Consider the following 25,840-nt stretch of genomic DNA (forward strand, 5'->3'; position numbering starts at 1 on the left):
GTAAGAAAAACCTTTAAATACTACGGATAAAGCAATCTTAAAGCGAAAGGTCGCCATCTGAAAATGGTTGAGATTGCTTCACACCTCGCAATGGCGAAAACACTATTTCCTGATAAACTCAAATTGTCCGCTAGGACCTAATTTAACAATAGTAGAAGGTTGTTTGGGTGTTCTGTTTTCTTGTTCCAAATCAACGATATAATCAACGGCCTCTTTAACTTCTTCGCTTATTTCATCAAAAAACCTAGGCGTAGGTTGACCACTAATATTTGAGGAGGTAGATACGATAGGTTTGCGAAAACGTTGTATCAACTGTTGGCAGAAATCATGTTTAGGTATTCTAATTCCTACGCTGCCGTCTGCATTGATAACATTAGGGGCTAGATTTTTTGCATTTGAAAATACTACGGTCAATGGTTTTTCAGCATACTCGATTAAATCGTAGGCTACTTCTGGTACTTCATTGACATAACTTTGCAGTTTATTGTCGGTGTCCAGCAATATGATTAAACTTTTTTCAGCAGGTCTACCTTTGATTTCGTTAACCTTTGCAACAGCTTCTTCGTTGGTAGCATCGCAGCCTAGTCCCCAAACAGTATCTGTAGGGTAAAGGATTACTCCGCCATTTTTAAGTACCTCTAATGCTTTGTTGATTTCTTCTCTCATTACCATTTGGCAAAGTTAAACATTACATGCTAAGCTTATCTACCTAATTTATTACATTTTTTACACTAACATTTGACTTACAGATGTGTTAGGCTTATATAAAACACAAAAAGTTATCGTTAAATTTATATTGATAAATGAATGTATAACGAAACACACAAATGTTATGAACTCATTAAAAAAATTAGGTGGTTTTTTGGTAGTTGCTGTACTGCTGTCCGCCTGTACTAGTTTACGTGTCGCATCAGATTTTGATAAAGAAGCAGATTTTAAAAGCTACAAAACCTACAATTTTTATGAGAAGGGGCTGGAAAAACTTGAGGTAAATGGCTTGGATAAAAAACGAATGATGGCGGCCGTTGATGCTGAAATGCAAGCTAAGGGCTTTACAAAGGCAGCCAATCCAGATCTATTTGTCAACTTGGTGGTGATGAAACGTGAGCGTACCGATGTGTACGACAATGGTTTTTATAGCCCATGGGGATGGCGAGGAGGCTGGGGTTGGGGCTGGGGGCCATTTTGGGGAGGTGGAATGCGTAGTGTTGACCGTTACCAAGAAGGCTTATTCATCATCGATTTTTTAGACCCAAAAACAAAAATGCATGTTTGGCACGGCCGTGGCGATGGATTTAACTTGGATAGCTTTAAAAATAGAGAAGAGAGAATTAACGAAGGGGTGAAAGAAATTTTAGCGCAATATCCACCGTATTCTAAGTAGTGGTAAAATACAAAAGGTTATGAATTACGGGGATTAACCTCATAGTTCATAACCTTTAATTTGAAGCTGAAATTAGACAGCTACATTGTTTTCTCTCAATGCATCGTTAAGAGAAGTTTTCTTATCTGTAGATTCTTTACGTTTCCCAATGATCAAGGCACATGGCACTTGATATTCGCCAGAAGGGAATTTTTTAGTGTAAGAACCTGGAATAACTACTGAACGAGCAGGAACAATGCCTTTGTATTCTACAGGTTCTGGACCAGTTACATCGATAATTTTAGTAGAAGCTGTTAATACTACGTTAGCACCTAGTACCGCTTCTTTCTCCACACGTACACCTTCCACAACAATAGCTCTTGAACCTAGGAAACAGTCATCCTCAATAATTACTGGAGCAGCTTGTACGGGCTCTAAAACACCACCAATACCTACACCACCACTTAAGTGAACACGTTTTCCAATTTGGGCACATGAACCTACGGTTGCCCAAGTATCTACCATGGTGCCTTCGTCAACATAAGCACCAATATTTACATAAGAAGGCATCATAATTACACCTGGAGCCAAGAAAGCTCCATAACGAGCACTAGCCATAGGTACTACACGCACACCTTTTTCTTTATAATCGGTTTTTAGATCCATTTTATCGTGGAAAACAAAAGGACCAGCTTTGGTTTCTCCCATTTGTTTGATTGGGAAATAAAGAATTACCGCTTTTTTAACCCATTCGTTAATGCCCCAGCCATTTAAAACTGGTTCTGCCACTCTAATTTCGCCGCAATTAAGTTGTTGGATAACGGTTTCAATCGCTTCAGAGTATTCTTTGTATTGTAATAAGCTTCTGTCTTCCCAAGCTTCTTCTATTTGTTTTTTTAGTTCAGCAATCATCTTGTCTTAAAAATTTATGCAAAATAAGGCTTTATAAGTTAAAAGTTAAAGATTTAAGTACTAAAATTGCTTTGGGGTATAATAAGAAGTATAGAATATCTAATTACCAAATACTAATGGCTAAATACTCAATATTGCTTAATTTTGAACTATGGGAGAAACAGAGAAACTACGTGTAGATAAATATCTTTGGGCCATTCGTGTTTTTAAAACTAGGAGTTTGGCTACCGATGCATGTAAAGCTGGACGTGTAAAGCTCAATGGGCAGAACATCAAACCATCGGCCATTGTGAAAATTGGCGATGTATATCAGATTAGCAAAGGTGTTGAGCGAAAGGTACTTGAGGTGGTTGATTTTTCTTATAATCGCACCGATGCTAAAATTGCGGTAACTAAGTATAAGGATTTAACACCTGTAGAAGAAACCCATGCCTTTAAATCGGTGTTTCATGCGCCGACTCTAAGAAGAGATAGAGGAACTGGACGACCAACGAAAAAAGACCGCCGCGAAACGGATGATTTGTTGGATACTTTCTTTGAAGAGGACTAGTTTAAACCATTTTAGGTCATCTGGTTAAGGTGTTACTTAGGTGTTCTTAGGTGGTTAAAAAATAATTAAACCATTTAAGACAAGTTCATTCAAGCTGCGCAGTGCTAAGGTGTTCCTAGGTGTCTAAGGTGGTTAATAAAAAAATAACAACCTACTTCTTCTTCACTTTCGCTAAATTCTCAATCACACAGAAGTCCACTAATTCTTTGATCAAGGCCATGGGTAACGGTTGCTCTATTGGAAATTGTACCGTTCCTTTTGAGGTATGGTAACCTTTCAATTTATCTGCGAAAACTTCAATAGCCTTACTGCCCGGATAAAGTCCGATGTGATTTTTATAACCAGCAAAGTGAACAAGGTTTCCGTTTAGGGTAAAAGTTGGGATGCCATAGCCTATTTTTTGTTTAGCTTCTGGCACCATTCGTTGTATATCTTCCCTTAATTGCTGTAATGTCTTTTGAGTTTCTGCAGGAAAAGAGGAGATGTATTCGTCAACAGTGGTGTATTTTTCCATACTTGATTATTTAGGAAATATTAATTAAATTAACACCTTAGGCACCTTAGCCCATCTAAGTTTGTTTATGTGCAACTAAAATGTTCTTAAATGTCTTAGGTGGTAAATAAATAAAACATCCTATAGTTTCTTCGCCTCATTCCAATACACATCCATTTCAGCCAAGGTCATATCCTGTAAAGCCTTTCCATTTGCTTTTGCTTTTTCTTCTAGATATTGGAAACGTTTAATGAACTTCTTGTTCGTCTTCTCTAAGGCATTTTCTGGGTTAATATCAATAAATCGAGCGTAGTTGACCAAAGAGAAAAGTAAATCGCCAAATTCTCCTTCAGCTTTTTCTATGTTTATTTCTTTGCCATCGGCAATGTTGAACTCATCTTTAAACTCTTGTAGTTCTTCTTCTACTTTTTCCCAAACCTGTTGCTTTTCTTCCCAATCGAAACCAACACCTCTAGCCTTTTCCTGTATGCGACTGGCTTTCACAAGGGCCGGTAGGGAAGTAGGTACTCCCGCTAATACTGATTTATTACCTTCTTTCAGCTTTAGTTTTTCCCAGTTTCGTTTTACTTGTTCCTCCGTGTCAGCCTCTACATCTCCGTAAATATGTGGGTGTCTGCTAATCAACTTGTCGCAAACACCATTAAGCACATCAGTAATATTAAATTCACTTTGTTCATCGGCAATTCTGGCATAGAAAACCAAGTGCATCATCACATCGCCCAGTTCCTTCTTGATTTCCTGCATGTCGCCTTCTAAAATGGCGTCAGAAAGTTCGTAGGTTTCCTCGATAGTTAAATGCCTCAAGGTTTCCATGGTTTGCTTTTTGTCCCATGGACATTGTGTGCGTAAAGTGTCCAATACGTTTAACAATCTTAAAAAAGCACCATCGGGAGTTGAAGAACTTAAAGGAGGAATGTTGGCAGGCATAGCTTATATGATTTATATGATGTTGAATGTGATTAAAATAGTAGTGAGCGAGAGGGTAATCAGCCCGCAAAGAAATAAAACATCGGCCAGTTTTTCCAATTTAATTGAACGTAATTCAATTTTATTTCTGATGGCCAAAAATGATAACAAACAACTACTCATAAAACACATAACGGCCAAAGCGGCTCCTTCGTCAATAAAACTAGCCTGGTCAAGCTTATTGATTTTGGTTGAAGTAAGTACTACAAAGCAGAAACCCAATAGGTTGGCGGAAGTGCTAAGGATGTGGGTGGACTTTGAAGATTGACCATTGGCTTTATTCATCTGCTTCGATTTTTTTCTTTTTCGCAAAAAGTGGCGTTCGCTTTTTCTTAACCACTAATTTCTGTTCTTCCCCCAATAATATTGCCCAAGCTTGTAAATTATCTACTTTTTGGAAAATGATTTTGAGCATGGCCAAATAAGGCATACAAAGGAACATGCCCGATATTCCCCATAACATTTCACCAATCACAATGCCAATAAAGGCAATTAATGCATTAATTTTAACTTTTGAGCCTACAATTAACGGCATTAAAATATTGCCATCAATAGCGTGTACGCCAGCATAAGCAAGCAGTACAAAAAAAGCTTTAGTTGCACCAGCGGTGGCGAAAGTTATCAGCACGCTAATAATTAGCGCAATAGAAATTCCCAAGTATGGAATGATGTTAAAAATTCCGGCAACCAAACCTAATAAGATAGCATATTTTACATCTAAAATGGAAAGGGTAAGTACCATGAGTATGCTCACGATAATCATTTGGATGAAGAGCCCGGTGATGTATTTTTTGATGATGTACTGTATTTCATTAACCGTTTCACTTACTTTGGTTCTATGGTCTTCTACAAAAACCGAGGTGAGGAATTTATACAACAGACGTCGGTAATTGAGTAGGAAGAAAGTGAATAATAAAGTGAAAGCTACAAACAATAAACTCGACGACAGCGTGATGAGTGTGGTGCCAATTACCGTAGCGCTGGTAGCTAGTGCTTTTTCGGCGCTATCTGCTAAATAAGTTTCCTGTTTACTAATATTTACATGGAATGTTTTGGAGATCCAATGCTGTAGCTCGTGAAACGAATTGGTTACTTGTTTCTCCAATAAAGGCCAATCGCTCCATAGCTCGCTCAGTTGTATGGCAAAAAAATGGCCAATGCCGTATAATACGCCTAGCATAATGATTACCGTGAGTATGGTGGCTATGCTTCGCTTTAAACGCAGTTTGGTTTCTAAAAAGTTTGCCAAAGGCAGCATTAAAAAAGCCAACAACAATGCAAATAAAAGCGGCGAAAGTAAGCTTTTTCCAAGAATGGCCAAGTACCCCAACATCAAAATGGAAAAGAGGGCGAGGGTAAGCCTTACAATAAATGGTAGTTGTATTTGCATAGGGTTTATTTAACAGGAATAAATTACGAAAAAATCTACACTTTAGACAGTTATTTGCCTAAATGGTTTTAAAGGCCCTTAACATTTCTCTTTTTCCGGGTGCCCCAGGAAGTTTTTCAATCTCAAAACCGCAGCTTTTAACAGCTCTTTTGAGATTGCCCGTAATGGCGTAGGTTACAAAAATACCTCCGGTTTTCAGAAAGCTACAAGTATGGGCTATGATTTCATTGGTCCATAATTCAGGCTGGTGCCTCACCGAAAATGCATCATAATAAATTACATCAAACTGTTTATTGGTGGTGAAATTTTGTAACGTGGTGTGGCTAATTTCCAAGCTGCAATTTTCAGAAACCTTAACCTCATGGTTCAAGGAATCATCATATTTAGTGATGAACGAGCCCCAAATATTTTGCGGCACATATTGTTGGTATGCCGTAGAGGCAATGACTTCTTGAGATAACGGAAAAGCCTCAATAGAATGATATTTAAGCTTTTTATTTAGGCTTTCGCAATGTGCATAGCTCAATAAAAAATTCAATCCAGTGCCAAAACCCACCTCTAAAATACTGATTTCATTGGCGCCTGATTTTTCTAATCCGTGTTTTAAGCCAGCCTCAATAAAAACGTGTTTGCTTTCTTGCAATGCTCCATGTGCCGAATGGTAATGCTCGCCAACTTCTTCGTTAAACAAAGTATTAGAGCCGTCGGCGGTTTGGGTAAGGATGTTCATGAGGCAAAATTAAACTTAAATTGCCGTATTGCTACATTGTTTATGATTGGATTTTTGGAAAGGTGCTTTGATGTTTTTGGCTCTTTTGGCCCCGCTTTACGCTATATCTTTCCGCTTCGCTCCAAGGATACCGCTGCAATCGGGTTTAAATTACTTAAACCTGTGCAATACACTTGCTTTATAAACCCGATTGCAGCGCCTGCCTACGGTAGGCAGGGAAATACTTTTTGTGGCGTGGGGGGCTAGAAACCTCGTAGGTTTTCGAAACCTACGAGGTTTGGATGATAGGGTTGACAAAAAGATTGTAGCAAAAAGCGGGTGTGGCCATGAATAGTAATACTATCAATGCTTTTCTAATAATTAGCAAACTAAAATCTTTGTTCTCTTATCTTTTATCTTTGTTCTTTAATCTTATTATGATGGATATTGAAAGTTTTAGAGAGTACTGCCTTGGGTTACCGGGAACCACCGAAGGCATGAAATGGGAACACCTTTGTTTTATGATTGAGGAGAAAATATTTGTGTTGGTGGATTTGGATACCCACGGATTTTGCATGAAATGTACTCCCGAGGAATTTGAAGAACTGGCGGCAAGAGACGGAATAAAACAGGCGCCACATTTTGCCAGAAAGCAATGGGTTTTTGTGGATGGGTTAGATGTTTTTGGTGTTCAGGAATTGAAGCAACGGATTGAGCGTTCTAGAGAGCTAGTGTTGAGCAAGCTGCCTAAGAAAATACAGGCGAAATATAATTGATAGTGAATTGGCCGATCAACCAATGGTGTTAAAAAAAATGACCATTAGCTAATTCTATCATTTTTGAATTAGCTAATGGTCAAATCATCGAATTAACCGATTACCAAAGTTTAATTCTGTCCTCTGGTTTTTTGTAAAGTTTGTCGCCAGGCTGTACATCAAACGCTTTGTACCAAGCATCCATGTTTACTGGAGCTCCAATAGTTCTGTAAGGACCAGGTGAGTGCGTATCCGTTTTGATTAACTGTGCTGCGGTTTCAGGTAAAACATTGCCTCTCCAAACTTGTGCCCAAGCCAAAAAGAAACGTTGGTCAGGCGTAAACCCATCAATTTTTTCGTTGCTTTGGCCTTGCTTAGTCATTTTGAAAGCAGTATAAGCAGCATTTAATCCACCTAAGTCGCCAATGTTTTCGCCCATGGTGAATTTACCATTTACGTGTATCGTATCTAAAACAGTGTATTTGTCAAATTGCTCGCCTAATAATTTTGTTTTGGCATTAAATTTAGCTCTGTCTTCGTCAGTCCACCAGTTTTTCAAGTTACCATCTTTGTCGTACTGGCTACCAGTATCGTCAAAACCATGGCTCATTTCGTGACCAATAACTGCACCAATACCGCCGTAGTTAATCGCATCATCAGCATCTGGGTGGAAGAAAGGAAATTGTAAAATGCCAGCTGGGAATACAATTTCATTCAACGTTGGGCTGTAGTAAGCATTCACCGTTGGAGGAGTCATGCCAAAACGCTCTCTGTCTACAGGTTTGCCTAACTGACCAATGTTCTCAGCGTAAGCCCATTTACTAGCATTACGTAAGTTTTGGAAATAAGTAGTTCTGCTAATCACTAAACCATCGTAGTTTCTCCATTTGGTGGTGTAACCAACTTTTGGTCTAAAAGCATGAAGTTTAGCCAAAGCTTTTTGCTTGGTTTCATCGCTCATCCATTCTAGTCCTTTAATACGGATTTCGAAAGCCTTGCGTAGATTAGCAATCATTTCGTCCATACGAGCTTTTGCTGCTGGTTTGAAATATTTAGCTACATATAATTGGCCTAATAAATCACCCAGTACGCCATCGGTTAACGATGACATGCGTTGCCAACGTGGAGTTTGAACCTTTTGTCCAGTTTGCGCTTGCGTAAAGGCAAAGTTTGCTTTTACAAAAGGAGAACTTAAACTACCAGCAGAACCTTTTAAAATGTTCCACTCTAAATAAGTTTTCCAATCAGCAACTGAAGTAGCAGTTAATAAGTTGTTTAACGATTTGAAGAATGCAGGTGAGTTCACCAAAACAGTATCTTGACCGGCAACCTTTAATTGAGTTAAAGTATTAGTCCAATTAATGTTAGGAATTACCTTATTGAAATCTGCAACCGTTAGTTTGTTATAGGTTTTATAAGGGTCACGCATTTCTAGGCGACTCATTTGTGCCTCGGCTAATGCTTTTTCAATGGTGAAAACTGTTTTTGCTTTTTGTTGAGCAACAGCATCAGTGTAACCAATTAGCTTGAAAAGTGTAGTCATATACGTATCATACGCCTCCCTGATCTTTACGCTACGGCTATCATCCTTCAAATAATAGTCTCTATCGCCAAGGGTAGTTCCACCTTGCGAAATGTTAACCATGTATTTGTTTACATTTTTTCTGTCCTGGCCAACACCAAAGCCATAAAGAGCACCGCCAAGTCCGTTAGTGCGCATGTAGGTAGTGAAGTTCAATACATCCTGAAGTGAGTTGATTTGCTTCACTTTTTCTAAATCGGCTTTAATTGGAGTATAGCCTAATTTTTCGATGGTTACACTATCCATCGCAGCAGCGTAAAAATCGCCTACACGTTTTGTCACTGAACCTGCGGGAGCAGATTTGTCGGCAGCGGCAGCTTCTACTAGGCTTCTTACTGCGTTTACGTTAAAGTCACGTAGTTCGTTAAAAGAGCCCCAGCGTGTTTCTTTGGCAGGAACAGGATTGTTTTTTACCCAGGTACCGCTAGCATACTGATAAAAGTCATCTCCAGGTTTCACATTTAAATCCATGTTCGCCGGGTCAATAAACTTTTTGATAGGAGTTTGGGCATTTGCAACGCCTACGGTAACAACACCAAGGGCCGCAAAAAAAGTTTTAAACTGATTGATATTCATTTTTTTGTGATAAGTTAGTCATAAATGCCATCGCCAATTTCGGAAAGAAATGGCGTAAAAAGGTATGGCCTTCATTAATATTTAAATTTAAAGGATGAAAATTAACGAAAATGAAAATGTGATTGGAAATATTAATAGAAATATTACTTATTAAACCAGTAATAAAGTTTGGCTAGCCCTATTTTGCGTAACAGCTCATTGGCAATGTAAGATAATTTGAAATACTTCATACTGGAAACTTATCTAATACATTTAACATAGTTTAACACTTTTTATTGTGTGTAGTAGAAAAATAATGTGACATAAATAAGATTGATTAGTCAGTAAAAAGTGTAGTTTTGAATAATTCTAAATAATAAATATGGCACCACATCAAAATCATAACGAGGATGGTTGCTGCGGACATCAGCGCCCCGAAAAACATCAATCAGATAATGACCACGACCACGATCATAACCACGGCGATTCGTCTTCTTTTAAGACCTACCTGCCTGTCATTGTTTCTTTGGCATTGTTACTTACTGCTATTGCATTCGATCAGTTATCATTTTCTTTTTTTACAAGCTACTTAAGGTTAGCATGGTATTTAGTAGCTTATTTTTTAGTGGCATGGCCCGTAATTAAAGAGGCTTTTGCTACTATTGTTAAAGGAGATGTTTTTACGGAGTTTCTTTTAATGACATTGGCTACCATAGGAGCATTGGCTTTAGGCGAATATCCGGAAGCGGTAGCGGTAATGTTATTTTACAGTATTGGCGAACTTTTTCAGAATGCAGCTGTAAACAGGGCTAAAAATAATATTAAATCTTTGTTGGATGTACGCCCAGATACTGCAATGGTTTATAGAAATGGAGAATACCAAACGGTAAAGCCCCAAGATGTAGAAATTGGAGATACTTTGCAATTAAAGGCGGGGGAGAAATCGGCTTTAGATGGAGAACTATTAAGCGATAGCGCAAGCTTTAACACCGCAGCATTAACTGGAGAAAGCAAACCCAGTACTATCAGAAAAGGGGAAACAGTACTGGCGGGAATGCTCAATTTAGATGGCGTTGTAAGCTTAAAAGTAACCAAACGTTTTGAAGACAGTGCGCTTTCCAGAATTCTGGATTTGGTGCAAAATGCTAGCGCCAAAAAAGCGAAAACCGAATTGTTGATTCGCCGCTTTGCCAAAATCTACACCCCAATTGTGTTCTTCTTGGCTGTAGCATTGGTATTTGTACCCTATTTTTTTGTCGCCAACTATCAATTTAATGATTGGTTGTATAGAGCCTTGGTTTTCTTGGTAATTTCTTGTCCTTGCGCACTAGTGATTTCTATTCCATTAGGCTATTTTGGTGGTATTGGAGCTGCTTCGGCCAATGGGATTTTGTTTAAGGGATCTAACTATTTGGATTTGATTACCAAAGTGAATACCGTGGTGCTGGACAAAACGGGAACTTTAACACAGGGGGTGTTTAAGGTGAATGAAATACAGACTGAAATACCAGAGCAGCAATTTTTAACTTATTTGGCCAGTCTTGAGAATCAATCTACGCACCCTATTGCAAAAGCGGTAGTGGCCTATGCCAATCTCAAGGAGTTATTACCTGTGGATGAGGTAAAGGAAATTGCGGGTCATGGACTAAAAGCTATGGTAAATGGCGCTACGGTAATGGCGGGTAATGGTAAATTGCTAAAGCAGTTTGAAATATCTTATCCAGAGGCTTTAGATCAAAAAGTTGAAACCACCGTTTTAATGGCAGTAAATGGGAAATATGCGGGATTTGTAAGTATAGCTGATGAAATTAAACCCGATGCTAAACAAGCGATTACGGCCTTACACACTGCAGGTGTTGACCAAATAGTAATGCTTAGTGGTGATAAAACAGCTATTACCCAAAAAGTGGCAGATGAATTGGGGGTAGATCAAGCACACGGTGATTTATTGCCAGAAGGTAAAGTAGAAAAATTAGAGTCTATTAAAAAAGATGTTACTAGAGTAGTAGCTTTTGTGGGCGACGGGATTAACGATGCACCAGTGTTGGCACTAAGCGATGTTGGGATGGCTATGGGTGCCTTGGGAAGCGACGTAGCTATTGAAACTGCTGATGTGGTGATTCAAAATGATATGCCTAGTAAAATTGCTACTGCTATCCAAATTGGTCGCGCTACTAAGAAGATTGTATACCAGAATATAAGCTTAGCTTTTGGTGTAAAAGCCATTGTACTTATTTTAGGTGCTGGTGGTTTGGCAACTATGTGGGAAGCCGTTTTTGCTGATGTTGGCGTTGCTTTCTTGGCTATTTTAAATGCGGTTCGTATCCAACGGATGAAATTTTAGTTACTCTGGCTAATTTCTTATATTTGGGTATGCCCAATGTAAAAACATATCCAAAACCTGATGATAAGGTTTATTCGCTTAACGAGTTAGACGAATCGTTAACCTATAGCTATGCGCATTATCTTAATTGGCTTTTTGATGATCGATTGGAATTGATTAAAGGGAAAATCCATAAGATGAGCCCTGCGCCTTCGAGGTTCCATCAAAAAATTTTAACTAATCTATTTAGGCCAATTGCTAATTTTTTGAATGGGAAGCCTTGTGACATTTATACGGCACCTTTTGACGTACGTTTTCCGAAGAAAAGTAAAGCTGACAAAGATATTTATACGGTTTTACAGCCTGATTTATGTGTCATCTGTGATAAGAACAAGCTTGATGATCGAGGCTGTTTGGGGGCACCAGATTTGGTGGTAGAAATTTTATCTCCAGGAAATAATCAAAAAGAGCTTTTGTATAAATATAAGATATATGAGGAGTTCGGGGTGAAAGAATATTGGGTAATAAGCCCAAGTGAGCAAACTGTACTAATATACACTTTGGGTGAAATGGATAGGTATTATCCCTCAAAACTGTTTACCTTGAGCGAAGAAGTGAGCTCCTCGGTCTTGCCTGGTTTTGTTTTAAAGCTTGATGATGTTTTTGAAGATTAGGTTTTGCAAGTTATGCATTCATTTAACTGCTATGCGTTGAGAGTCTAACCGCAAAGAAAAAGTAGAAGTTCCGCTAAGAACGCAAAGAGATACAAGTTTTATCTAATTTTTAGAAGGTTAGGTTTTTAGAGAATATTATCATTTGTGGAGGTCTTTTGGATTCTTGTAGCCTTAGCGTTCCTTTGCGAATTCTTTTTTAACCTTTGCGTTAATTTAATTTCTGAGTGAAGAAAATTTAAATGCGAAGAAAAGTAGAAGTCCACTAAGAATGCGAAGCTGATACAGGTTTTGATATCCTAAACCCGATAGTATGGAAAGCCCACAGCGAAATGTAATGAGCGAGGACTTGGAAGGATAGCGGGGCTTGCTACGATAGTATTTCAAATATTGCTTTACCAATAAATAATTAACTGCCAAAAATTCTACTTGTCAACTAGATTTTGTAACTTTTGTCAGTAAATAACGCTGTTTAAAAGCTTACACAAAACCGACAATTGCCTCGTTTTCGTATATGTTATTGTAAAAATCTTATTTAAATGAGGTAACAAAGGTGCCAATTAAAACATATTTATGGTAAAAGGTTGTTATGAAATAAAGAGATAAGGTGGCTTAATTCACCAATATGGCTTAATTGTTGATAAAATATAAAAATCGAGACGCCGTATTTATAAAACAAATTTATAGTTTAGTGTCGTCCCCGATAACATACAGATTATGGAAGCTAAATTTTCACCACAGGTTAAAGATGTGATTTCTTTCAGCAGGGAGGAAGCCCTGAGGTTAGGACACGATTATATAGGCGCAGAGCATTTGTTGTTGGGCCTCATTCGCGAAGGAGACGGTATGGCCATAAAGATCTTAAAATCTTTGGGAGTGGATACTTTAAAACTTCGCCGATCTATTGAAGAAGCCGTTAGAGGAACTTCGAGCGTTACGGTTAATTTGGGTAATATTCCTTTAACCAAACAAGCTGAAAAGGTTTTGAAGATTACCTATTTAGAGGCTAAAATATTTAAAAGTGATTTAATTGGAACTGAGCACTTGCTGTTGTCTATTTTAAGAGATGACGACAATATCGCTTCGCAGATTTTATTGCAATACGGTATTAACTACGAAACCTTTAAGCAGGAAGTAGAAGTTAATAAAAACGGATTTAAGGATGAAGCGCAAGGTGGTGGTACTGCTGGAGGTGATGATGACTATCAAGAAGAAGAAAGCTTCACTGCTCCTAAAAAGGTTTCGGATATTAAATCGAAAACTCCAGTACTAGATAATTTCGGAAGAGATTTGACTCGTGCTGCGGAAGAAGGCAGATTAGACCCAATTGTTGGTCGTGAGAAAGAGATTGAGCGTGTTTCGCAAATTTTATCGCGTAGAAAGAAAAACAATCCAATTTTAATTGGTGAACCTGGTGTGGGTAAAAGTGCCATTGCCGAAGGTTTGGCTTTGCGTATTGTACAACGTAAGGTTTCGAGAGTATTGTTTGGCAAACGTGTAGTGACATTGGATTTGGCTTCGTTGGTTGCAGGTACAAAATACCGTGGCCAGTTCGAAGAACGCATGAAAGCGGTAATGAACGAACTGGAGAAATCTACTGATGTGATTTTATTCATCGATGAGATCCATACCATTGTAGGTGCCGGTGGTGCTTCTGGCTCTTTAGATGCTTCGAACATGTTCAAACCTGCATTGGCAAGGGGCGAAATACAATGCATTGGCGCAACTACTTTAGATGAATATCGTCAGTACATTGAGAAAGATGGTGCTTTAGACCGCCGTTTCCAAAAAGTAATGATTGAGCCTGCTTCTCCAGACGAAACGATAGAAATTTTAAATCGTATCAAAGAGAAATATGAAGAACACCACGGTGTAACTTATACCGATGAAGCGATTAACGCCTGTGTTTCTTTAACCTCAAGATATATTACCGATAGATTTTTACCAGATAAAGCAATTGATGCTTTAGATGAAGCTGGTTCACGTGTTCACTTAACCAATATTCATGTTCCTGACAATATCATTGCTATTGAAAGTAAAATAGAGGATATCAAATTAGAGAAAAATCGTGTAGTGAAAAGCCAAAAGTATGAAGAGGCTGCTAAGCTACGAGATACAGAAAAGAATTTGCTAGAGGAGCTTGATAAAGCTAAGGCAGAGTGGGAAGCGGAGACTAAAACCAAACGTTATGAAGTTTCTGAAGACAACGTGGCTGAAGTAGTTTCGATGATGACCGGTATTCCATTGCAACGCGTTGGACAAACGGATAGCAATAAGCTGTTAAATATGTACGATACTATTGCTGATAAAATTATTGGTCAGGATGATGCGATTAAAAAATTAACAAAAGCTATTCAACGTACCAGAGCGGGACTGAAAGATCCTAAAAAACCAATTGGTTCGTTCATTTTCTTAGGCCCAACGGGTGTAGGTAAAACGGAGCTGGCTAAAGAATTGGCTCGTTTCATGTTCGATGCAGAGGATTCGCTAATTCAAATAGACATGAGCGAATACATGGAGAAATTCGCGGTATCTCGTTTAGTAGGTGCGCCTCCAGGATATGTTGGTTACGAAGAAGGTGGTCAATTGACTGAAAAAGTCCGTCGTAAACCTTATGCCGTAGTGTTGTTAGATGAGATTGAAAAAGCACACCCAGATGTATTTAATATCTTATTGCAGGTATTAGACGAAGGTCAGTTAACTGATAGTTTAGGAAGAAAAGTAGATTTCAGAAACACCATCATTATCATGACCTCGAATATTGGTGCACGACAATTGAAAGATTTTGGTGCAGGTGTTGGTTTCTCTACCTCCGCTAAAATTAACCAAAGTGATGCACACAGCCGTGGCGTAATTGAAAATGCACTTAAACGTGCCTTTGCACCGGAGTTTTTGAATAGGATTGATGATGTAGTAGTATTCAACTCGCTTGGTAAAGAAGAAATCTTTAAAATTATTGATATTGAGCTAAGAGCTTTATTTGGAAGAGTAGAAACTTTAGGCTATAAAATTAAGCTTACTGATGAAGCCAAAGATTTTATTGCTGACAAAGGCTTTGACAGTAACTTTGGAGCTCGTCCATTGAAACGTGCAATCCAAAAATACTTGGAAGACCCAATTGCTGAGGAAATCCTAAAAGGAGAAGTTCACGAAGGTGATACCTTGGAGGTAAACTACAATAAAGAAAAAGAAGAAATTGTAGTGGCACCAAAAGGCCCAAGTAAAAAGAAAAAGAAAGAAGAGGGAAGTGTAGAGTAGTAGGATAGGAAAAGCCCCACAGAAAATGTGGGGCTTTTTTATTTTCCATTAAAACAGGCTCATCTGTGCCTTTGGTACTTTAAATTGTGAGCTGTCGAGCTCAATTCTTGTGAGGTTAAGCTTGTTGATTTTACAATGTAGCTTAAAGGTATTGCTCATGAGTTGAGCAAAATTTCCTTCTCCACGCATTCTGGTGCCAAAACGACTATCATTTACATTCCCATGATGGCAATCTTGGATTTGGTGCCAAACCTTTTCAAACCTATCGGGGAAATTTTTGGAAAGCCAATCCTCAAATATCTTGCTGATTGAGCCATTTAACCTTACCACGGTATAGCCGGCAGATATTGCGCCCGCATTGGCACTTTCTTTTAAGATAGCTGGTATTTCATGATTGTTTAATCCCGGGATCATTGGAGCTGCCATTACGCCCATAGGTAAATTGGCTAAACTTAACTGCTCAATTACTTTTAAGCGTTGTTTAGCGGTAGTGGTTCTGGGTTCTAGCTTTTGTCGTAGGTTTTCGTCTAAGCTGGTAATGGAAACAAAAACACTCACCAATTTGTACTTGGCAAGTTCCTGTAGAATATCCAAATCACGTAAAATAAGCGCATTTTTGGTAATCATGAAAATAGGCTGTTTATACTCTAACGCAATTTGAAGTAATTGTCTAGTTAACTTATATTTTCGCTCACAAGGTTGATAGCAATCTGTATTTCCCGAAATGGTGATAGGAGAAGCTAGCCAACCTTTCTTTTCCAAAAATTTTTTAAAAAGCTCAGGAGCATCTTGTTTGACAATGATTTTTCGTTCAAAGTCCAATCCTGCACTAAAACCCCAGTATTCATGGGAATTTCTGGCATAGCAATAAATACAACCGTGTTCACAGCCTTGGTATGGATTGAGGGAATACAGCATGTTCACGTCCGGGCTTTCTACCTTATTGACAATACTTTTCGAGCTTCCTATAATAAACGAGGTCTTTTCGTTGGTAATTTCCCAATCATCAATTCCCTCTATGTGTTCTTTAGTGATGCTGTTTTTGAGATACTTATTGTCCGTATTTAATTGTGCACCCCTTCCGTTCAGGTAGTCATTTGTATTTTCTGACGTAGCTTTCATGATATAAAATTACTAAAATTTTTAGCAATTTTATATCAAGCGAAAATAGTTTGCTGATTATTTTATTTCAACTGGTTTAAATTCAATAGGTACAGCATCGGCCATTTTTTCGTAGGCCCAAAAACCTTTGTATAAGAAACTTCTTGGATTGGCAATGCTTCCGTTTTTATAAAAGAAAATTGGCGGTTCCATTAAATTGATGAGTGATACTTGATAGTTTCCCATATCAGGTGATCTGCTGACTTGAAATCCTAAATGACTAAATTCTTCTGTTTCCTTTTCCTTAGTGTACATTACAAAAAGCTCATCCGTAAAATTGATGTATTTAACATCTTGGTTATATGTTTTAACCAAAGTGTCTGTAAGTATTTGCGCTTTGTTTAACACCGCCATTGATTTGGGTTTGCTACGCTCTTTTAACCAGAAATTTAATGAATCATCTTTATTGAAGGTCAGTAAGTTAATGGCCCTTGAACCAGTAGAAAGTCTTTTGATATTGGCATTGATAACACTATCAGGCAGTCTGTTTTTATTGCCAATAGTCGCTAATTTATGTAATACAAAACCTTCGCTCCCTGATTTGCCTTCGTATAAAGATTGGAAGAAATGTTGTGAAGAGCCATAATAAGCCGTATTACGTTTTTTGTTCCATCTCTTGATTTTAGATTTTGAACCTTGCATTTCTTCGAAGAAAGGAAATCCCGCAAAATAAACGATATGAGTTCTGTAGCTATATTCAAAAGCTTGAAGCATATACTTGATTTTGTAGCCCAATGCTTTGTTTTCGATAATGAGAAACTCGTTACTTTTCACAGAAAGTAATCTTTGTTGTTTATCATAATCGATGATCAATACTTCGCTATTAAGGATCTTGCAATCTTTGGCATTTGGGGTTCTGCCAATAAAAAACTCCTTGAACAAGTTAAGGTAAGCTAGTCTATTTGGATCGGGTTTAATTACGACTTCATTTAGCATTACTGGATTGGAAGTCAATAGCACGTCCATATGCACCGATTTGTCAGAAATGATGATGCTTTTTGAATAGGGCATATAGCCAACAACTTGCACCAATACATCATAACTACCTGCAGAAAGTTTGGAAATCGTAAATTTTCCTTCGGCATTTGTAATGGTAGATATTTTTGTGCCACTTAGGTAAATGGCCGCACCTGGAATGGTTTCCTTTTCGTCTCGTACAGTTCCGCTGATGCTGAAATTGTCTTGGGCAACTGCCGAAAAATGGATAGCTATTAATAAAATGATTAAGTAAGGTTTCAAGCTCATACCACTAAGTTAACTAAAAGGTTAGTTATTTGAATGGTTTTTTACGAAAAATTCGTAGATTTTTTTAGGCTTGCCATGAAAACTAGCTCTAGCCGAGTAGTTCTTTGGCATTTTGTAGCGCTGAAGCCCCTGGATTTTTACCACTTAACATCTCTGCAATGGCATTCACTCTCTCGTCGCTGCCAAGTTTTTTGATACCGGTGGTAGTTTTGTCAGCTTTCTCATGCTTATGAACAAAATAATGCGAATTGCCTTTTGAAGCTATTTGCGGAAGGTGGGTAATGGCCAGTATCTGCATGTTTTGTGCCAAGGCATCAATCACCTCGCCAACACGTAGGGCAGTCTCGCCGGAAATTCCGGTATCAATTTCGTCAAAAATAAGCGTAGGTAGGGCCGTATGTTTGGCCAATAAAGCTTTAATGGCGAGCATTAGTCTCGAAAGCTCACCACCTGATGCTACTTTTCCAACAGGGGCTGCTTGTTGTCCAGCATTGGCAGTAAATAATAATTGTACCTCATTAATACCATTATTGTTTAGCTGTGCCTGCTCCATCAAATTAAAACTGATCGAAGCATTAGGCATATTCATTTGCTTTAATGCGGCGCCAACTTCTTTTTCGGCTCCGGTTATGGCTTTTCTTCTGTTGCTATCTAATTCCTTTGCTTGTTGATACAAATGTTTATTTAGCGCATCAATTTCTTGCTGAAGTTTTTCTAATTGCTCATCGCTGTTAAGTAAAGCATTTAAGTTTTGTGAAAGCTGTTCCTGTATAGCCAATAGTTCCGTATTACTAGTAACGCGGTGCTTTTGTTGTAGAGTATAGAATAGGTCTAAGCGTTCTTGAATAGTGTCCATTCGGGCAGCATTGTGTTCTGTACTTTCCTCAATACCACTAATTTCACTTGCAATATCTTTTAATTCAATTAATGAAGATTTTAGCCTTTCATTGAGTTCGGCAATTGCCGGGTCAAATTTTTCGACGCTATTTAACTGTAAACTGGCTTCTTTCACTAGATTAATTACCGCCGTTTCGTTCTCGCTGATCAAACTTGCACTTGCAATTAAAGAACGTTTGATACTTTCTGCGTGAGTTAGTTTCTCCAGTTCCTGTTCCAAATGTTCTTGCTCGTCTTCCTTTAAAGCTGCTTCTTCCAGCTCATTGAATAAAAACTGTTCGTAATCTTGCTTCTTTTTAGCTTCGTCAGTTTGTTCAGTTAATAAAGCAAGCTGTTTTTCCGTTTGCTTTAGTTGTTTAAAGCCTTCTCTGTAATTTTTAAGTAGAGGCTGATGGTTGGCCAATACATCCAAAATCAATAATTGAAAATCGGCATTGCTAATTTCTAACGTGGCATGTTGAGAGTGAATGGCAATCAAATTTTCCCCAATCAGTTTTAAAGTGGCTAAATTTACGGGGGTATCATTCACAAAAGTTCTGGATTTGCCGTCAATGGCAATCTCTCTACGTAAGGTCGTTTCCTGCTGAAAGTCTACATCATTATTCTCAAATAATAGCTTTAATTGCTCATCAGTCAGAAAAAAACTTCCTTCAATTACACACTTTTTATCCTGATTAAAAAAGTATTTGCTTTCAGCCCTTTGTCCTAAAATCAGCGATAAAGCCCCCAAAATGATAGATTTACCAGCACCGGTTTCACCCGTAATAATGTTTAATCCTCGGTCGAAATCAATTTCTAGGGTATCAATTAAGGCGTAATTGCGTATAGAAAGTTTTTGTAGCATATCTCCCGCTAAATTAAGAAAACAACAGGCTTAAAAAAATTAATGCCAACAGATAATTTATCACATTGAATTTTAATGAGTTTCGGTTTTTCTTTTGAAAATGGTGCAACGTTATAAAATGTTCTGCGTCTGTTGGGGTAAATGATGCAATTTTTTTCCCGACCAAACAAATACACACAATGAGCAGATCCTTTTTATTTTTATGTAGTTTGATGCTTTGCATCTTCTTTACAGCCACCAACCTAAAAGCACAAGAAAAAGCAGTGCAAGTAAAAGGTGTGGTGATCGACAGCCTTACCCAAAAGCCTGGAGAATATTTTACTATTGCACTTAAAAAAGATTCGGTAGTAATTAAAAGCGTTATTTCTGATGAGCAGGGAAAGTTTTCCTTTGGAGCGGTAAACCCAGGTCCATATACATTAATTGTAGGTTCGTTAGGATATAAGTCTAAACAGATTGCCGTAAAAGTTGCTGATGAAACCGACTTGGGCAAAATTCTGATGAAACCACAGGGAAACGATTTAAATGAAGTTTCTATTGTAGGTAGCAAGCCCATTATTAAACAAGAACCAGATAGAATTGTATACGACACCCAAGCGGATCCAGAAAGTAAGGTGCTTACCGTGTTGGATATGATGCGTAAAGTACCCTTGTTATCTGTAGATGCCGATGACAATGTGAAATTAAAAGGAACCGGTAACTACCGTATTTTGAACAATGGTAAGCCATCGGGGATATTAACCAGAGATCCAAAGGAATATTTAAGAAGCATGCCAGCAAATGGCGTACAAAAAATTGAGGTGATCACTACGCCTCCTTCCAAATATGAAAGTGAAGGTTTAGCAGGTTTAATCAATATCATCACCTCCAAAAAAACAGATAATGGTTACAATGGGAATGTAAACGTACGTAACCAATTCCCTGGTGGACCTAGCGGTAACTTAAACTTTACCCTAAAACAAGGAAACTTTGGTTTAAACGCCTACGGAGGTACAGGAGTGTGGCAAGTTGAAGGCATTAGAAATATTGATCGTAGAAACAGCAGGGGTACAGCTTCAGCTTCAAGTTTGTACTCTGAAGGCCTTCAAAAAATAGATAACTTTTGGGCTTGGGGAGGTGGTGAATTGAGTTACGAAATAGATTCGTTAAATTTAATTACTGCAGAAGTTAACCCTTACGGGGGTTACAATCAACAAGATTTAAATCAACAGTTCGAGGTTTTTGACACTAAAGCACGGTCCTATAATATGGACAGCAGAACTAGGTATGAGTGGGGTGGTACCGATTATACTTTCAACTATCAACGTGGTTTCAAGGATAAAAAAGAACACCTATTAACCTTTTCATACAAGCTTTTCGATAGTTCAGAACCACAACTTAACGATGTGCGTTTCTCAAAAGGAGTTGATTTTGAGGGAATTGATTATAAGCAGGACAACACCAGCAAGTCGATGGAGCAAACCGCACAGTTAGATTATATTAACCCATTTAAAGTAGTGACAGTAGAAGCAGGGGTGAAAGCAATTTTGAGAAACGGCAAAAGTAATTTCCAATTTTTAAATTTCAACGCTGCCCAAAATGGATATGTAATTGACCCAGACCAAACGAATAAATACGACAACGATCAAGACATTTACGGTGTTTATAATACCTATACCTTGAAGGTGAAAGACTGGACATTTAAAGCTGGTGCTCGTTTAGAAGGGACTTATGTAACGGGTAATTTCGAGAGCAAAGGTTCAAAAGTAAAAACAGATTATTTTAACCTTATTCCATCTGTTTCCTTTAACAAGAGTTTAAAAAATAGCCAGAGTTTTAGTATTGGTTATACCCAACGTATCCAACGCCCAGGTATTTGGGATCTTACTCCTTTCGTAGACAAATCAAGACCTGGTTTTGAGTATTTTGGTAATCCAGATTTAAAGGCCGTATTAAGCAATAACTTCGAGGTAACCTATAGCAATTTCAAAAAAGGGTCACTCAATGTAAGCTTAACCTATAATTTTGCCAACAACACACAGCAAAGGGTATTTGAGTTTGTGCCGGCAGAAAATATCACTAGGGTAACCTCAAAAAATATTGGTAAAGACAGGTTGTTGGGAACCAATATTAACTTCAATTATCCTATCACAGCTAAATGGAATTTGAATTTAAGCGGTAACTTGAATTATATACAGTTAGAAGGAATTGTTAACGAAAAATTGACGAAAAACGACGGTATAACAGGTTACATAAATTTCAGCACCAACTATAAATTTGAAAATACTTGGAAAGCCAGTGTATCTGTTAACTATGGTGCCCCAAATGTAATGCTACAGGGTAAATCAAATGATTACTACTACATAGGTTTTAGTGGAAGCAAGGATATTATCAAGGATAAACTGACACTTTCTGCCATGGTCGCAAATCCTTTTCAACAATATAGAGCATATAGAAACTATACCGAAGGAGATAACTTTACCCAGGAACGTATTCGAGAAAATCCTTTCAGAAGAGTGAGTGTTGGTTTAAACTGGAAATTCGGAAAGTTTGAAGGATCAATCAAAAAGAGCGAGCGTAGTATCAATAATGATGATACTAAGAAATCGAGTAACTAATTTGTTTTGAGGAATGCTGAGGCTGGGTGTCATATAAGATGCCCGGCTTTTTTATGCATAAAGCAGTTTCAGTGCTAAAATTAATTTTCGTGGGGCTATCCGCTACAACCTTTTATTTGTATGCCTGTCATTCCGAGGAACGAGGAATCTACTTGTTATGTGCAATAATTTACAGATTTACTCCCGTAGCTGCTTCGCGGTCTTCACTAGCGATCAGAATGACAAGAAAGCAAAAGGATTTCCGCTGCTATCCCGTTTAGATAACGAAACGTCTGCATTTAACATGTTTGGTTAGTTGTTACTTCTGTTCTTACTTCGTCATCTCGACCATAATGGAGAGATTTTTAGGTGTAATTTTGTCATTCAGAGCGCAGCGAAGAATCTCTAAAGGACTGTGGAAATATCAATTAGTTTTGCTTTACAGAGATTCCTCCTATCATCGGAATGACAAAAGAGGGGGAGTCTTACTCCACCTCTGCACTATCCTTCGCATACATTTCAGCTATGGCTGGAGCATATTTCTTTTCAACCACACGGCGCTTAACTTTTAGCGTAGGGGTAATTTCGCCCTCATCAATACTAAACGGATTACGCTTAATCTTGAAATGCTTGATACGTTCGAATTTCGCCAGCTCGTTACTGATCTTTTTGATGTCTTTTTCCATCCAATCGTTGATATCTTGCTCATCAATAAAATCACCCTCACGTTGGAAAAACTCCTCTTTCAGGTTAAACGTTTCCTGTAAAGTTTCCTTATTGGGGATAATAATAGCAGTAATGTATTCTCGTTTATCACCAATCAAAAACAACTGATCAATTTTAGGACTTTTTAAATAAATATTCTCTACCGGAGTAGGGTACACATTTTTACCGTAAGCGTTTACAATCATGTTTTTAAGCCTATCGGTAATTTGTAGGTTGCCTTTATAAAAACGACCAATGTCGCCCGTATGGAACCAATTATCCTTATCAATAGCCTCCGCTGTTTCCGCAGGCTTGTTGAAATAGCCTTTCATTACACAATGTCCACGAACAATAATTTCACCCTCTTCACATTCAAAATCCTCGTTAAACGTATCATGAGTTTGAATATTGATGATTTGCTTGGTGTCTACATTTTGTATGCCTATTTCAATTCCGGGAATTACACGACCTACCGTACCATAAACTTGACGGTGATACTCCGTAACAGCCATTACCGGCGATGTTTCCGTCAAACCAAAACCTTCTAGAATTTTAATTCCCAAGTTTCCGAAGAACTCACCTACATTTTTAGGCAAAGCAGCTCCACCAGAAATCATGAATTTTAAGCGACCACCAGTTTTCTCTTTAATCTTACTGAAAACTAACTTTTCAGCAAGCGCTTTCTTACCGCTCAATACCAAACCTGGGTTTTTGCCTGCTTCCTTTTTTTCTCTGTAGGCACTTCCTGTTTCTAAGGCCCAAGTAAATATTTTAGCTTTTAAACCTCCGGCAGCAGTACCTGATTTAATAGCTTTATCATGAATACGCTCCAATAAACGAGGTACACAGTTCATTACTGTTGGTCTTACTTCGCCCATATTTTTGGCCAGTAGCTCTAAACTTTGAGCAAAGGCAATTTTACAGCCCTGTGCACAGCAAACGTGATAGGTAGCTGTACGCTCAAACACATGCGACAAAGGTAAAAATGAAAGGAAAGTCTCCGTTTCATCAATTACAGGAATTTGCTCCAGGCATACTTTCACATTCTCTACAAAATTGTAGTGGGTAAGCATTACACCTTTCGGTGTACCTGTAGTGCCCGATGTATAAATCAAGGAAGAAACGTCCATTGGTTTAACCTCGCCGCGCATTTGGTCGATAGTTGTTTTTTCTGTTTCGCTAACGGGTCTGTTTAAAATATCTTGATAATCAATGATCTCAAGGTTTAAACCTTCAGGAATTGCAATTTTTCCAAAATCTGCAAAAGCAGGGATAATGTATTTCAGTTCTTTGCAGTTCTCGGCAACCTTTAGTATTTTTCTAAATAAAAATGGATTACCTACTAAAATGGCTTTAATGCCCGAATCGTTAATGATATAGGCAACTTCTTGCTCAGAGAGTGTAGGATAAATAGAAACATTGATCACACCAATCTGCTGTATACCTTGGTCATAAAAAACGTATTCAGGCGAATTTTCTATCATCAATCCGAGCCTATCGCCTTTCACTATGCCCTTATCCAGAAAAAAAGCAGCTACGGCATCGGCCTTTGCTAGTGTTTCTTTAAAAGAAATTTCTTCCCATTCAGCTCCTTTTTTATGGATTAAAAAGGTGGTTTCTGGCGTATGTATATGTTGTACAACATTGCGTAGGAGTGAGGGTACGGTAGAAAATTCGTTGAATGTTACCATGTTACATTTACTGTTTGGTGTGTTTTAACCGACAATGATAAACTATTGTAACTAATAATACAAAATGAATTTAAGATTGTTGGTAAAAATAGAATTCAGCTTAGATGTTCCGGTTCGATGAAGCCTTAAAGGAGCATCTCAATAGAAAAACCTTAAATAACAAAAGGCACCGATGAACAGTGCCTTTAATAATATTTTATGATTTGAACTTATACAGAGAAACTTTCTCCACAACCGCAGGTTCTGCTGGCATTGGGATTGATAAAGTTGAAGCCTTTGCCATTTAAGCCATCAGAGAAATCGAGTTCTGTACCAGCAAGGTATAAAAATGACTTCATGTCCAAGGCTATTCTAATTCCACGGTCCTCGAAAAACTGGTCACCCGTTTTCTCTTCGTTATCAAAATCAAGATTGTATGATAAACCAGAGCAGCCTCCGCCTTTTACCGAAACACGTAAAAAGTAATCAGAGCCCAATTGCGAATCTTGCATTAGGTGATCTATCTTATTTTTTGCCTTATCTGTTATAGTAATCATAATTGTAGTAGTTAGTATTTAGTATAGAGTATTTAGACAAGCTACATATGCAGTTATTGCCATTATCTTTACCTTTTTTAGCAGTCGGTACTTAACGATGATATCTAAATACTAACTACTAAATACTTTTTAGTGGTGCGATTTTGGTAATTCCAACGCTTCCAAACCATTTTTAACGCGGTAATCGTTAATAGCAGATTTGATTGCATCTTCAGCCAATACCGAACAGTGGATTTTTACGGGAGGTAAAGCTAATTCTTCTACCAAATCCATATTGTCGATAGCTAGAGCCTCGTCAATCGTTTTTCCTTTTAACCACTCTGTTGCTAATGAAGACGAAGCAATAGCTGAACCACATCCAAAAGTTTTGAATTTAGCATCGGTAATTACGTTTTCGTCGTTAACCTCAATTTGTAGGCGCATTACGTCGCCACACTCAGGAGCACCAACTAAGCCAGTACCCACATTTTTATTGTCTTTATTTAAAGTGCCAACGTTTCTAGGGTTGGTATAGTGATCAATTACTTTCTCTGAATATGCCATGATATTTTAGATTTTAGATTTACGATTTTAGAATTTCTACCACCGTAAATATGATATTCTTTAATTTATTTAATGATTGTCTATTTCAAATCGT

General features: G+C 38.0%; 21 protein-coding genes. 7 read left to right on the top strand and 14 right to left on the bottom strand.

The annotated features are described in order from the left end of the window. Nucleotides 1-102 precede the first annotated feature (102 nt). The gene (locus tag ABDV71_RS07720) at nucleotides 103-666 is read right to left on the bottom strand and encodes an L-threonylcarbamoyladenylate synthase (protein ID WP_343531872.1); all 564 of its coding nucleotides are present in this window, start codon (nucleotides 664-666) and stop codon (nucleotides 103-105) included. Between the two features lie 166 nt (nucleotides 667-832). Between ABDV71_RS07720 and ABDV71_RS07725 the strand changes: the two genes are divergently transcribed. Further along, complete coding sequence (locus ABDV71_RS07725) at nucleotides 833-1,384, top strand: DUF4136 domain-containing protein (protein ID WP_343531873.1); 552 nt, start codon at nucleotides 833-835, stop codon at nucleotides 1,382-1,384. Between the two features lie 72 nt (nucleotides 1,385-1,456). Here the strand turns inward: ABDV71_RS07725 and ABDV71_RS07730 are convergent, their stop codons facing one another. Beyond that, a complete protein-coding gene (locus tag ABDV71_RS07730; protein WP_343531874.1) occupies nucleotides 1,457-2,275 on the bottom strand; it encodes a 2,3,4,5-tetrahydropyridine-2,6-dicarboxylate N-succinyltransferase in 819 nt (272 codons plus the stop codon). Between the two features lie 151 nt (nucleotides 2,276-2,426). On the opposite strand from ABDV71_RS07730, the gene ABDV71_RS07735 reads away from it, so the two are divergent. Continuing rightward, complete coding sequence (locus ABDV71_RS07735) at nucleotides 2,427-2,825, top strand: RNA-binding S4 domain-containing protein (protein WP_343531875.1); 399 nt, start codon at nucleotides 2,427-2,429, stop codon at nucleotides 2,823-2,825. 151 nt (nucleotides 2,826-2,976) lie between these two features. Here ABDV71_RS07735 and ABDV71_RS07740 read toward each other — a convergent pair whose 3' ends face one another. The 5 genes from ABDV71_RS07740 to mnmD all read right to left on the bottom strand — a co-directional run bounded on the left by ABDV71_RS07740 (nucleotide 2,977) and on the right by mnmD (nucleotide 6,425). Then, nucleotides 2,977-3,339 carry a DUF1801 domain-containing protein gene (locus ABDV71_RS07740; protein WP_343531876.1) on the bottom strand — a complete coding sequence of 121 codons (363 nt, stop codon included), beginning with the start codon at nucleotides 3,337-3,339 and terminating at the stop codon, nucleotides 2,977-2,979. 120 nt (nucleotides 3,340-3,459) lie between these two features. Continuing rightward, entirely contained in the window at nucleotides 3,460-4,266 is an 807-nt protein-coding gene (gene mazG / locus ABDV71_RS07745) for a nucleoside triphosphate pyrophosphohydrolase (protein ID WP_343531877.1), read from the bottom strand. 12 nt (nucleotides 4,267-4,278) lie between these two features. Further along, the gene (locus tag ABDV71_RS07750) at nucleotides 4,279-4,590 is read right to left on the bottom strand and encodes a hypothetical protein (protein WP_343531878.1); all 312 of its coding nucleotides are present in this window, start codon (nucleotides 4,588-4,590) and stop codon (nucleotides 4,279-4,281) included. Beyond that, nucleotides 4,583-5,695, bottom strand: a complete 1,113-nt coding sequence (locus ABDV71_RS07755; protein ID WP_343531879.1) for an AI-2E family transporter — start codon at nucleotides 5,693-5,695, stop codon at nucleotides 4,583-4,585. The genes ABDV71_RS07750 and ABDV71_RS07755 overlap by 8 nt, the downstream gene beginning before the upstream one ends. A 58-nt stretch (nucleotides 5,696-5,753) precedes the next feature. Then, nucleotides 5,754-6,425 (bottom strand): tRNA (5-methylaminomethyl-2-thiouridine)(34)-methyltransferase MnmD, encoded by a 672-nt coding sequence (mnmD, locus tag ABDV71_RS07760; protein WP_343531880.1) that lies wholly within the window; start codon nucleotides 6,423-6,425, stop codon nucleotides 5,754-5,756. 326 nt (nucleotides 6,426-6,751) lie between these two features. On the opposite strand from mnmD, the gene ABDV71_RS07765 reads away from it, so the two are divergent. Continuing rightward, nucleotides 6,752-7,180: an MmcQ/YjbR family DNA-binding protein gene (locus ABDV71_RS07765; RefSeq protein WP_343531881.1), complete on the top strand. Its 429-nt coding sequence runs from the start codon at nucleotides 6,752-6,754 to the stop codon at nucleotides 7,178-7,180. A gap of 100 nt (nucleotides 7,181-7,280) precedes the next feature. Here the strand turns inward: ABDV71_RS07765 and ABDV71_RS07770 are convergent, their stop codons facing one another. Next, the gene (locus ABDV71_RS07770) at nucleotides 7,281-9,317 is read right to left on the bottom strand and encodes a M13 family metallopeptidase (RefSeq protein WP_343531882.1); all 2,037 of its coding nucleotides are present in this window, start codon (nucleotides 9,315-9,317) and stop codon (nucleotides 7,281-7,283) included. 361 nt (nucleotides 9,318-9,678) lie between these two features. On the opposite strand from ABDV71_RS07770, the gene ABDV71_RS07775 reads away from it, so the two are divergent. From ABDV71_RS07775 to ABDV71_RS07785, 3 genes are all read left to right on the top strand, one after another. Then, nucleotides 9,679-11,640: a heavy metal translocating P-type ATPase gene (locus tag ABDV71_RS07775; RefSeq protein ID WP_343531883.1), complete on the top strand. Its 1,962-nt coding sequence runs from the start codon at nucleotides 9,679-9,681 to the stop codon at nucleotides 11,638-11,640. 29 nt (nucleotides 11,641-11,669) lie between these two features. Then, nucleotides 11,670-12,293, top strand: a complete 624-nt coding sequence (locus ABDV71_RS07780) for a Uma2 family endonuclease (protein WP_343531884.1) — start codon at nucleotides 11,670-11,672, stop codon at nucleotides 12,291-12,293. Between the two features lie 714 nt (nucleotides 12,294-13,007). Then, nucleotides 13,008-15,548, top strand: coding sequence for an ATP-dependent Clp protease ATP-binding subunit (locus ABDV71_RS07785; protein WP_343531885.1), 2,541 nt, complete (start codon nucleotides 13,008-13,010; stop codon nucleotides 15,546-15,548). 48 nt (nucleotides 15,549-15,596) lie between these two features. Here ABDV71_RS07785 and ABDV71_RS07790 read toward each other — a convergent pair whose 3' ends face one another. The 3 genes from ABDV71_RS07790 to recN form a co-directional block, all read right to left on the bottom strand. After that, nucleotides 15,597-16,670 carry a PA0069 family radical SAM protein gene (locus tag ABDV71_RS07790; RefSeq protein ID WP_343531886.1) on the bottom strand — a complete coding sequence of 358 codons (1,074 nt, stop codon included), beginning with the start codon at nucleotides 16,668-16,670 and terminating at the stop codon, nucleotides 15,597-15,599. Between the two features lie 57 nt (nucleotides 16,671-16,727). Then, complete coding sequence (locus ABDV71_RS07795; protein ID WP_343531887.1) at nucleotides 16,728-17,954, bottom strand: carboxypeptidase-like regulatory domain-containing protein; 1,227 nt, start codon at nucleotides 17,952-17,954, stop codon at nucleotides 16,728-16,730. 88 nt (nucleotides 17,955-18,042) lie between these two features. After that, nucleotides 18,043-19,695, bottom strand: a complete 1,653-nt coding sequence (recN, locus tag ABDV71_RS07800; protein ID WP_343531888.1) for a DNA repair protein RecN — start codon at nucleotides 19,693-19,695, stop codon at nucleotides 18,043-18,045. A 179-nt stretch (nucleotides 19,696-19,874) separates the two neighbouring features. Here recN and ABDV71_RS07805 point away from each other — a divergent pair, with 179 nt between their 5' ends. Next, entirely contained in the window at nucleotides 19,875-22,292 is a 2,418-nt protein-coding gene (locus ABDV71_RS07805; protein WP_343531889.1) for an outer membrane beta-barrel protein, read from the top strand. 464 nt (nucleotides 22,293-22,756) lie between these two features. Here ABDV71_RS07805 and ABDV71_RS07810 read toward each other — a convergent pair whose 3' ends face one another. The 3 genes from ABDV71_RS07810 to iscU all read right to left on the bottom strand — a co-directional run bounded on the left by ABDV71_RS07810 (nucleotide 22,757) and on the right by iscU (nucleotide 25,746). Then, nucleotides 22,757-24,667 carry a long-chain fatty acid--CoA ligase gene (locus ABDV71_RS07810; RefSeq protein WP_343531890.1) on the bottom strand — a complete coding sequence of 637 codons (1,911 nt, stop codon included), beginning with the start codon at nucleotides 24,665-24,667 and terminating at the stop codon, nucleotides 22,757-22,759. Nucleotides 24,668-24,876: 209 nt separating this feature from the next. Continuing rightward, a complete protein-coding gene (locus ABDV71_RS07815; RefSeq protein WP_343531891.1) occupies nucleotides 24,877-25,203 on the bottom strand; it encodes an iron-sulfur cluster assembly accessory protein in 327 nt (108 codons plus the stop codon). Nucleotides 25,204-25,332: 129 nt separating this feature from the next. After that, on the bottom strand, nucleotides 25,333-25,746 hold the full coding sequence (gene iscU / locus ABDV71_RS07820) for a Fe-S cluster assembly scaffold IscU (protein WP_343531892.1): 414 nt from the start codon (nucleotides 25,744-25,746) through the stop codon (nucleotides 25,333-25,335). Nucleotides 25,747-25,840: the final 94 nt, after the last annotated feature.

It is taken from the genome of Pedobacter sp. (assembly GCF_039594775.1).
Lineage (GTDB): Bacteria > Bacteroidota > Bacteroidia > Sphingobacteriales > Sphingobacteriaceae > Pedobacter.

Coding starts and splice junctions, on each gene's coding strand:
- ABDV71_RS07805 (WP_343531889.1), top strand. CDS start 19,875: ATGAGCAGATCCTTTTTATTTTTATGTAGTTTGATGCTTTGCATCTTC.
- iscU (WP_343531892.1), bottom strand. CDS start 25,746: ATGGCATATTCAGAGAAAGTAATTGATCACTATACCAACCCTAGAAAC.
- ABDV71_RS07810 (WP_343531890.1), bottom strand. CDS start 24,667: ATGGTAACATTCAACGAATTTTCTACCGTACCCTCACTCCTACGCAAT.
- ABDV71_RS07730 (WP_343531874.1), bottom strand. CDS start 2,275: ATGATTGCTGAACTAAAAAAACAAATAGAAGAAGCTTGGGAAGACAGA.
- ABDV71_RS07795 (WP_343531887.1), bottom strand. CDS start 17,954: ATGAGCTTGAAACCTTACTTAATCATTTTATTAATAGCTATCCATTTT.
- ABDV71_RS07775 (WP_343531883.1), top strand. CDS start 9,679: ATGGCACCACATCAAAATCATAACGAGGATGGTTGCTGCGGACATCAG.
- mazG (WP_343531877.1), bottom strand. CDS start 4,266: ATGCCTGCCAACATTCCTCCTTTAAGTTCTTCAACTCCCGATGGTGCT.
- ABDV71_RS07755 (WP_343531879.1), bottom strand. CDS start 5,695: ATGCAAATACAACTACCATTTATTGTAAGGCTTACCCTCGCCCTCTTT.
- ABDV71_RS07785 (WP_343531885.1), top strand. CDS start 13,008: ATGGAAGCTAAATTTTCACCACAGGTTAAAGATGTGATTTCTTTCAGC.
- ABDV71_RS07720 (WP_343531872.1), bottom strand. CDS start 666: ATGAGAGAAGAAATCAACAAAGCATTAGAGGTACTTAAAAATGGCGGA.
- recN (WP_343531888.1), bottom strand. CDS start 19,695: ATGCTACAAAAACTTTCTATACGCAATTACGCCTTAATTGATACCCTA.
- ABDV71_RS07815 (WP_343531891.1), bottom strand. CDS start 25,203: ATGATTACTATAACAGATAAGGCAAAAAATAAGATAGATCACCTAATG.
- ABDV71_RS07790 (WP_343531886.1), bottom strand. CDS start 16,670: ATGAAAGCTACGTCAGAAAATACAAATGACTACCTGAACGGAAGGGGT.
- ABDV71_RS07750 (WP_343531878.1), bottom strand. CDS start 4,590: ATGAATAAAGCCAATGGTCAATCTTCAAAGTCCACCCACATCCTTAGC.
- ABDV71_RS07780 (WP_343531884.1), top strand. CDS start 11,670: ATGCCCAATGTAAAAACATATCCAAAACCTGATGATAAGGTTTATTCG.
- ABDV71_RS07740 (WP_343531876.1), bottom strand. CDS start 3,339: ATGGAAAAATACACCACTGTTGACGAATACATCTCCTCTTTTCCTGCA.
- ABDV71_RS07770 (WP_343531882.1), bottom strand. CDS start 9,317: ATGAATATCAATCAGTTTAAAACTTTTTTTGCGGCCCTTGGTGTTGTT.
- ABDV71_RS07765 (WP_343531881.1), top strand. CDS start 6,752: ATGAATAGTAATACTATCAATGCTTTTCTAATAATTAGCAAACTAAAA.
- ABDV71_RS07725 (WP_343531873.1), top strand. CDS start 833: ATGAACTCATTAAAAAAATTAGGTGGTTTTTTGGTAGTTGCTGTACTG.
- ABDV71_RS07735 (WP_343531875.1), top strand. CDS start 2,427: ATGGGAGAAACAGAGAAACTACGTGTAGATAAATATCTTTGGGCCATT.
- mnmD (WP_343531880.1), bottom strand. CDS start 6,425: ATGAACATCCTTACCCAAACCGCCGACGGCTCTAATACTTTGTTTAAC.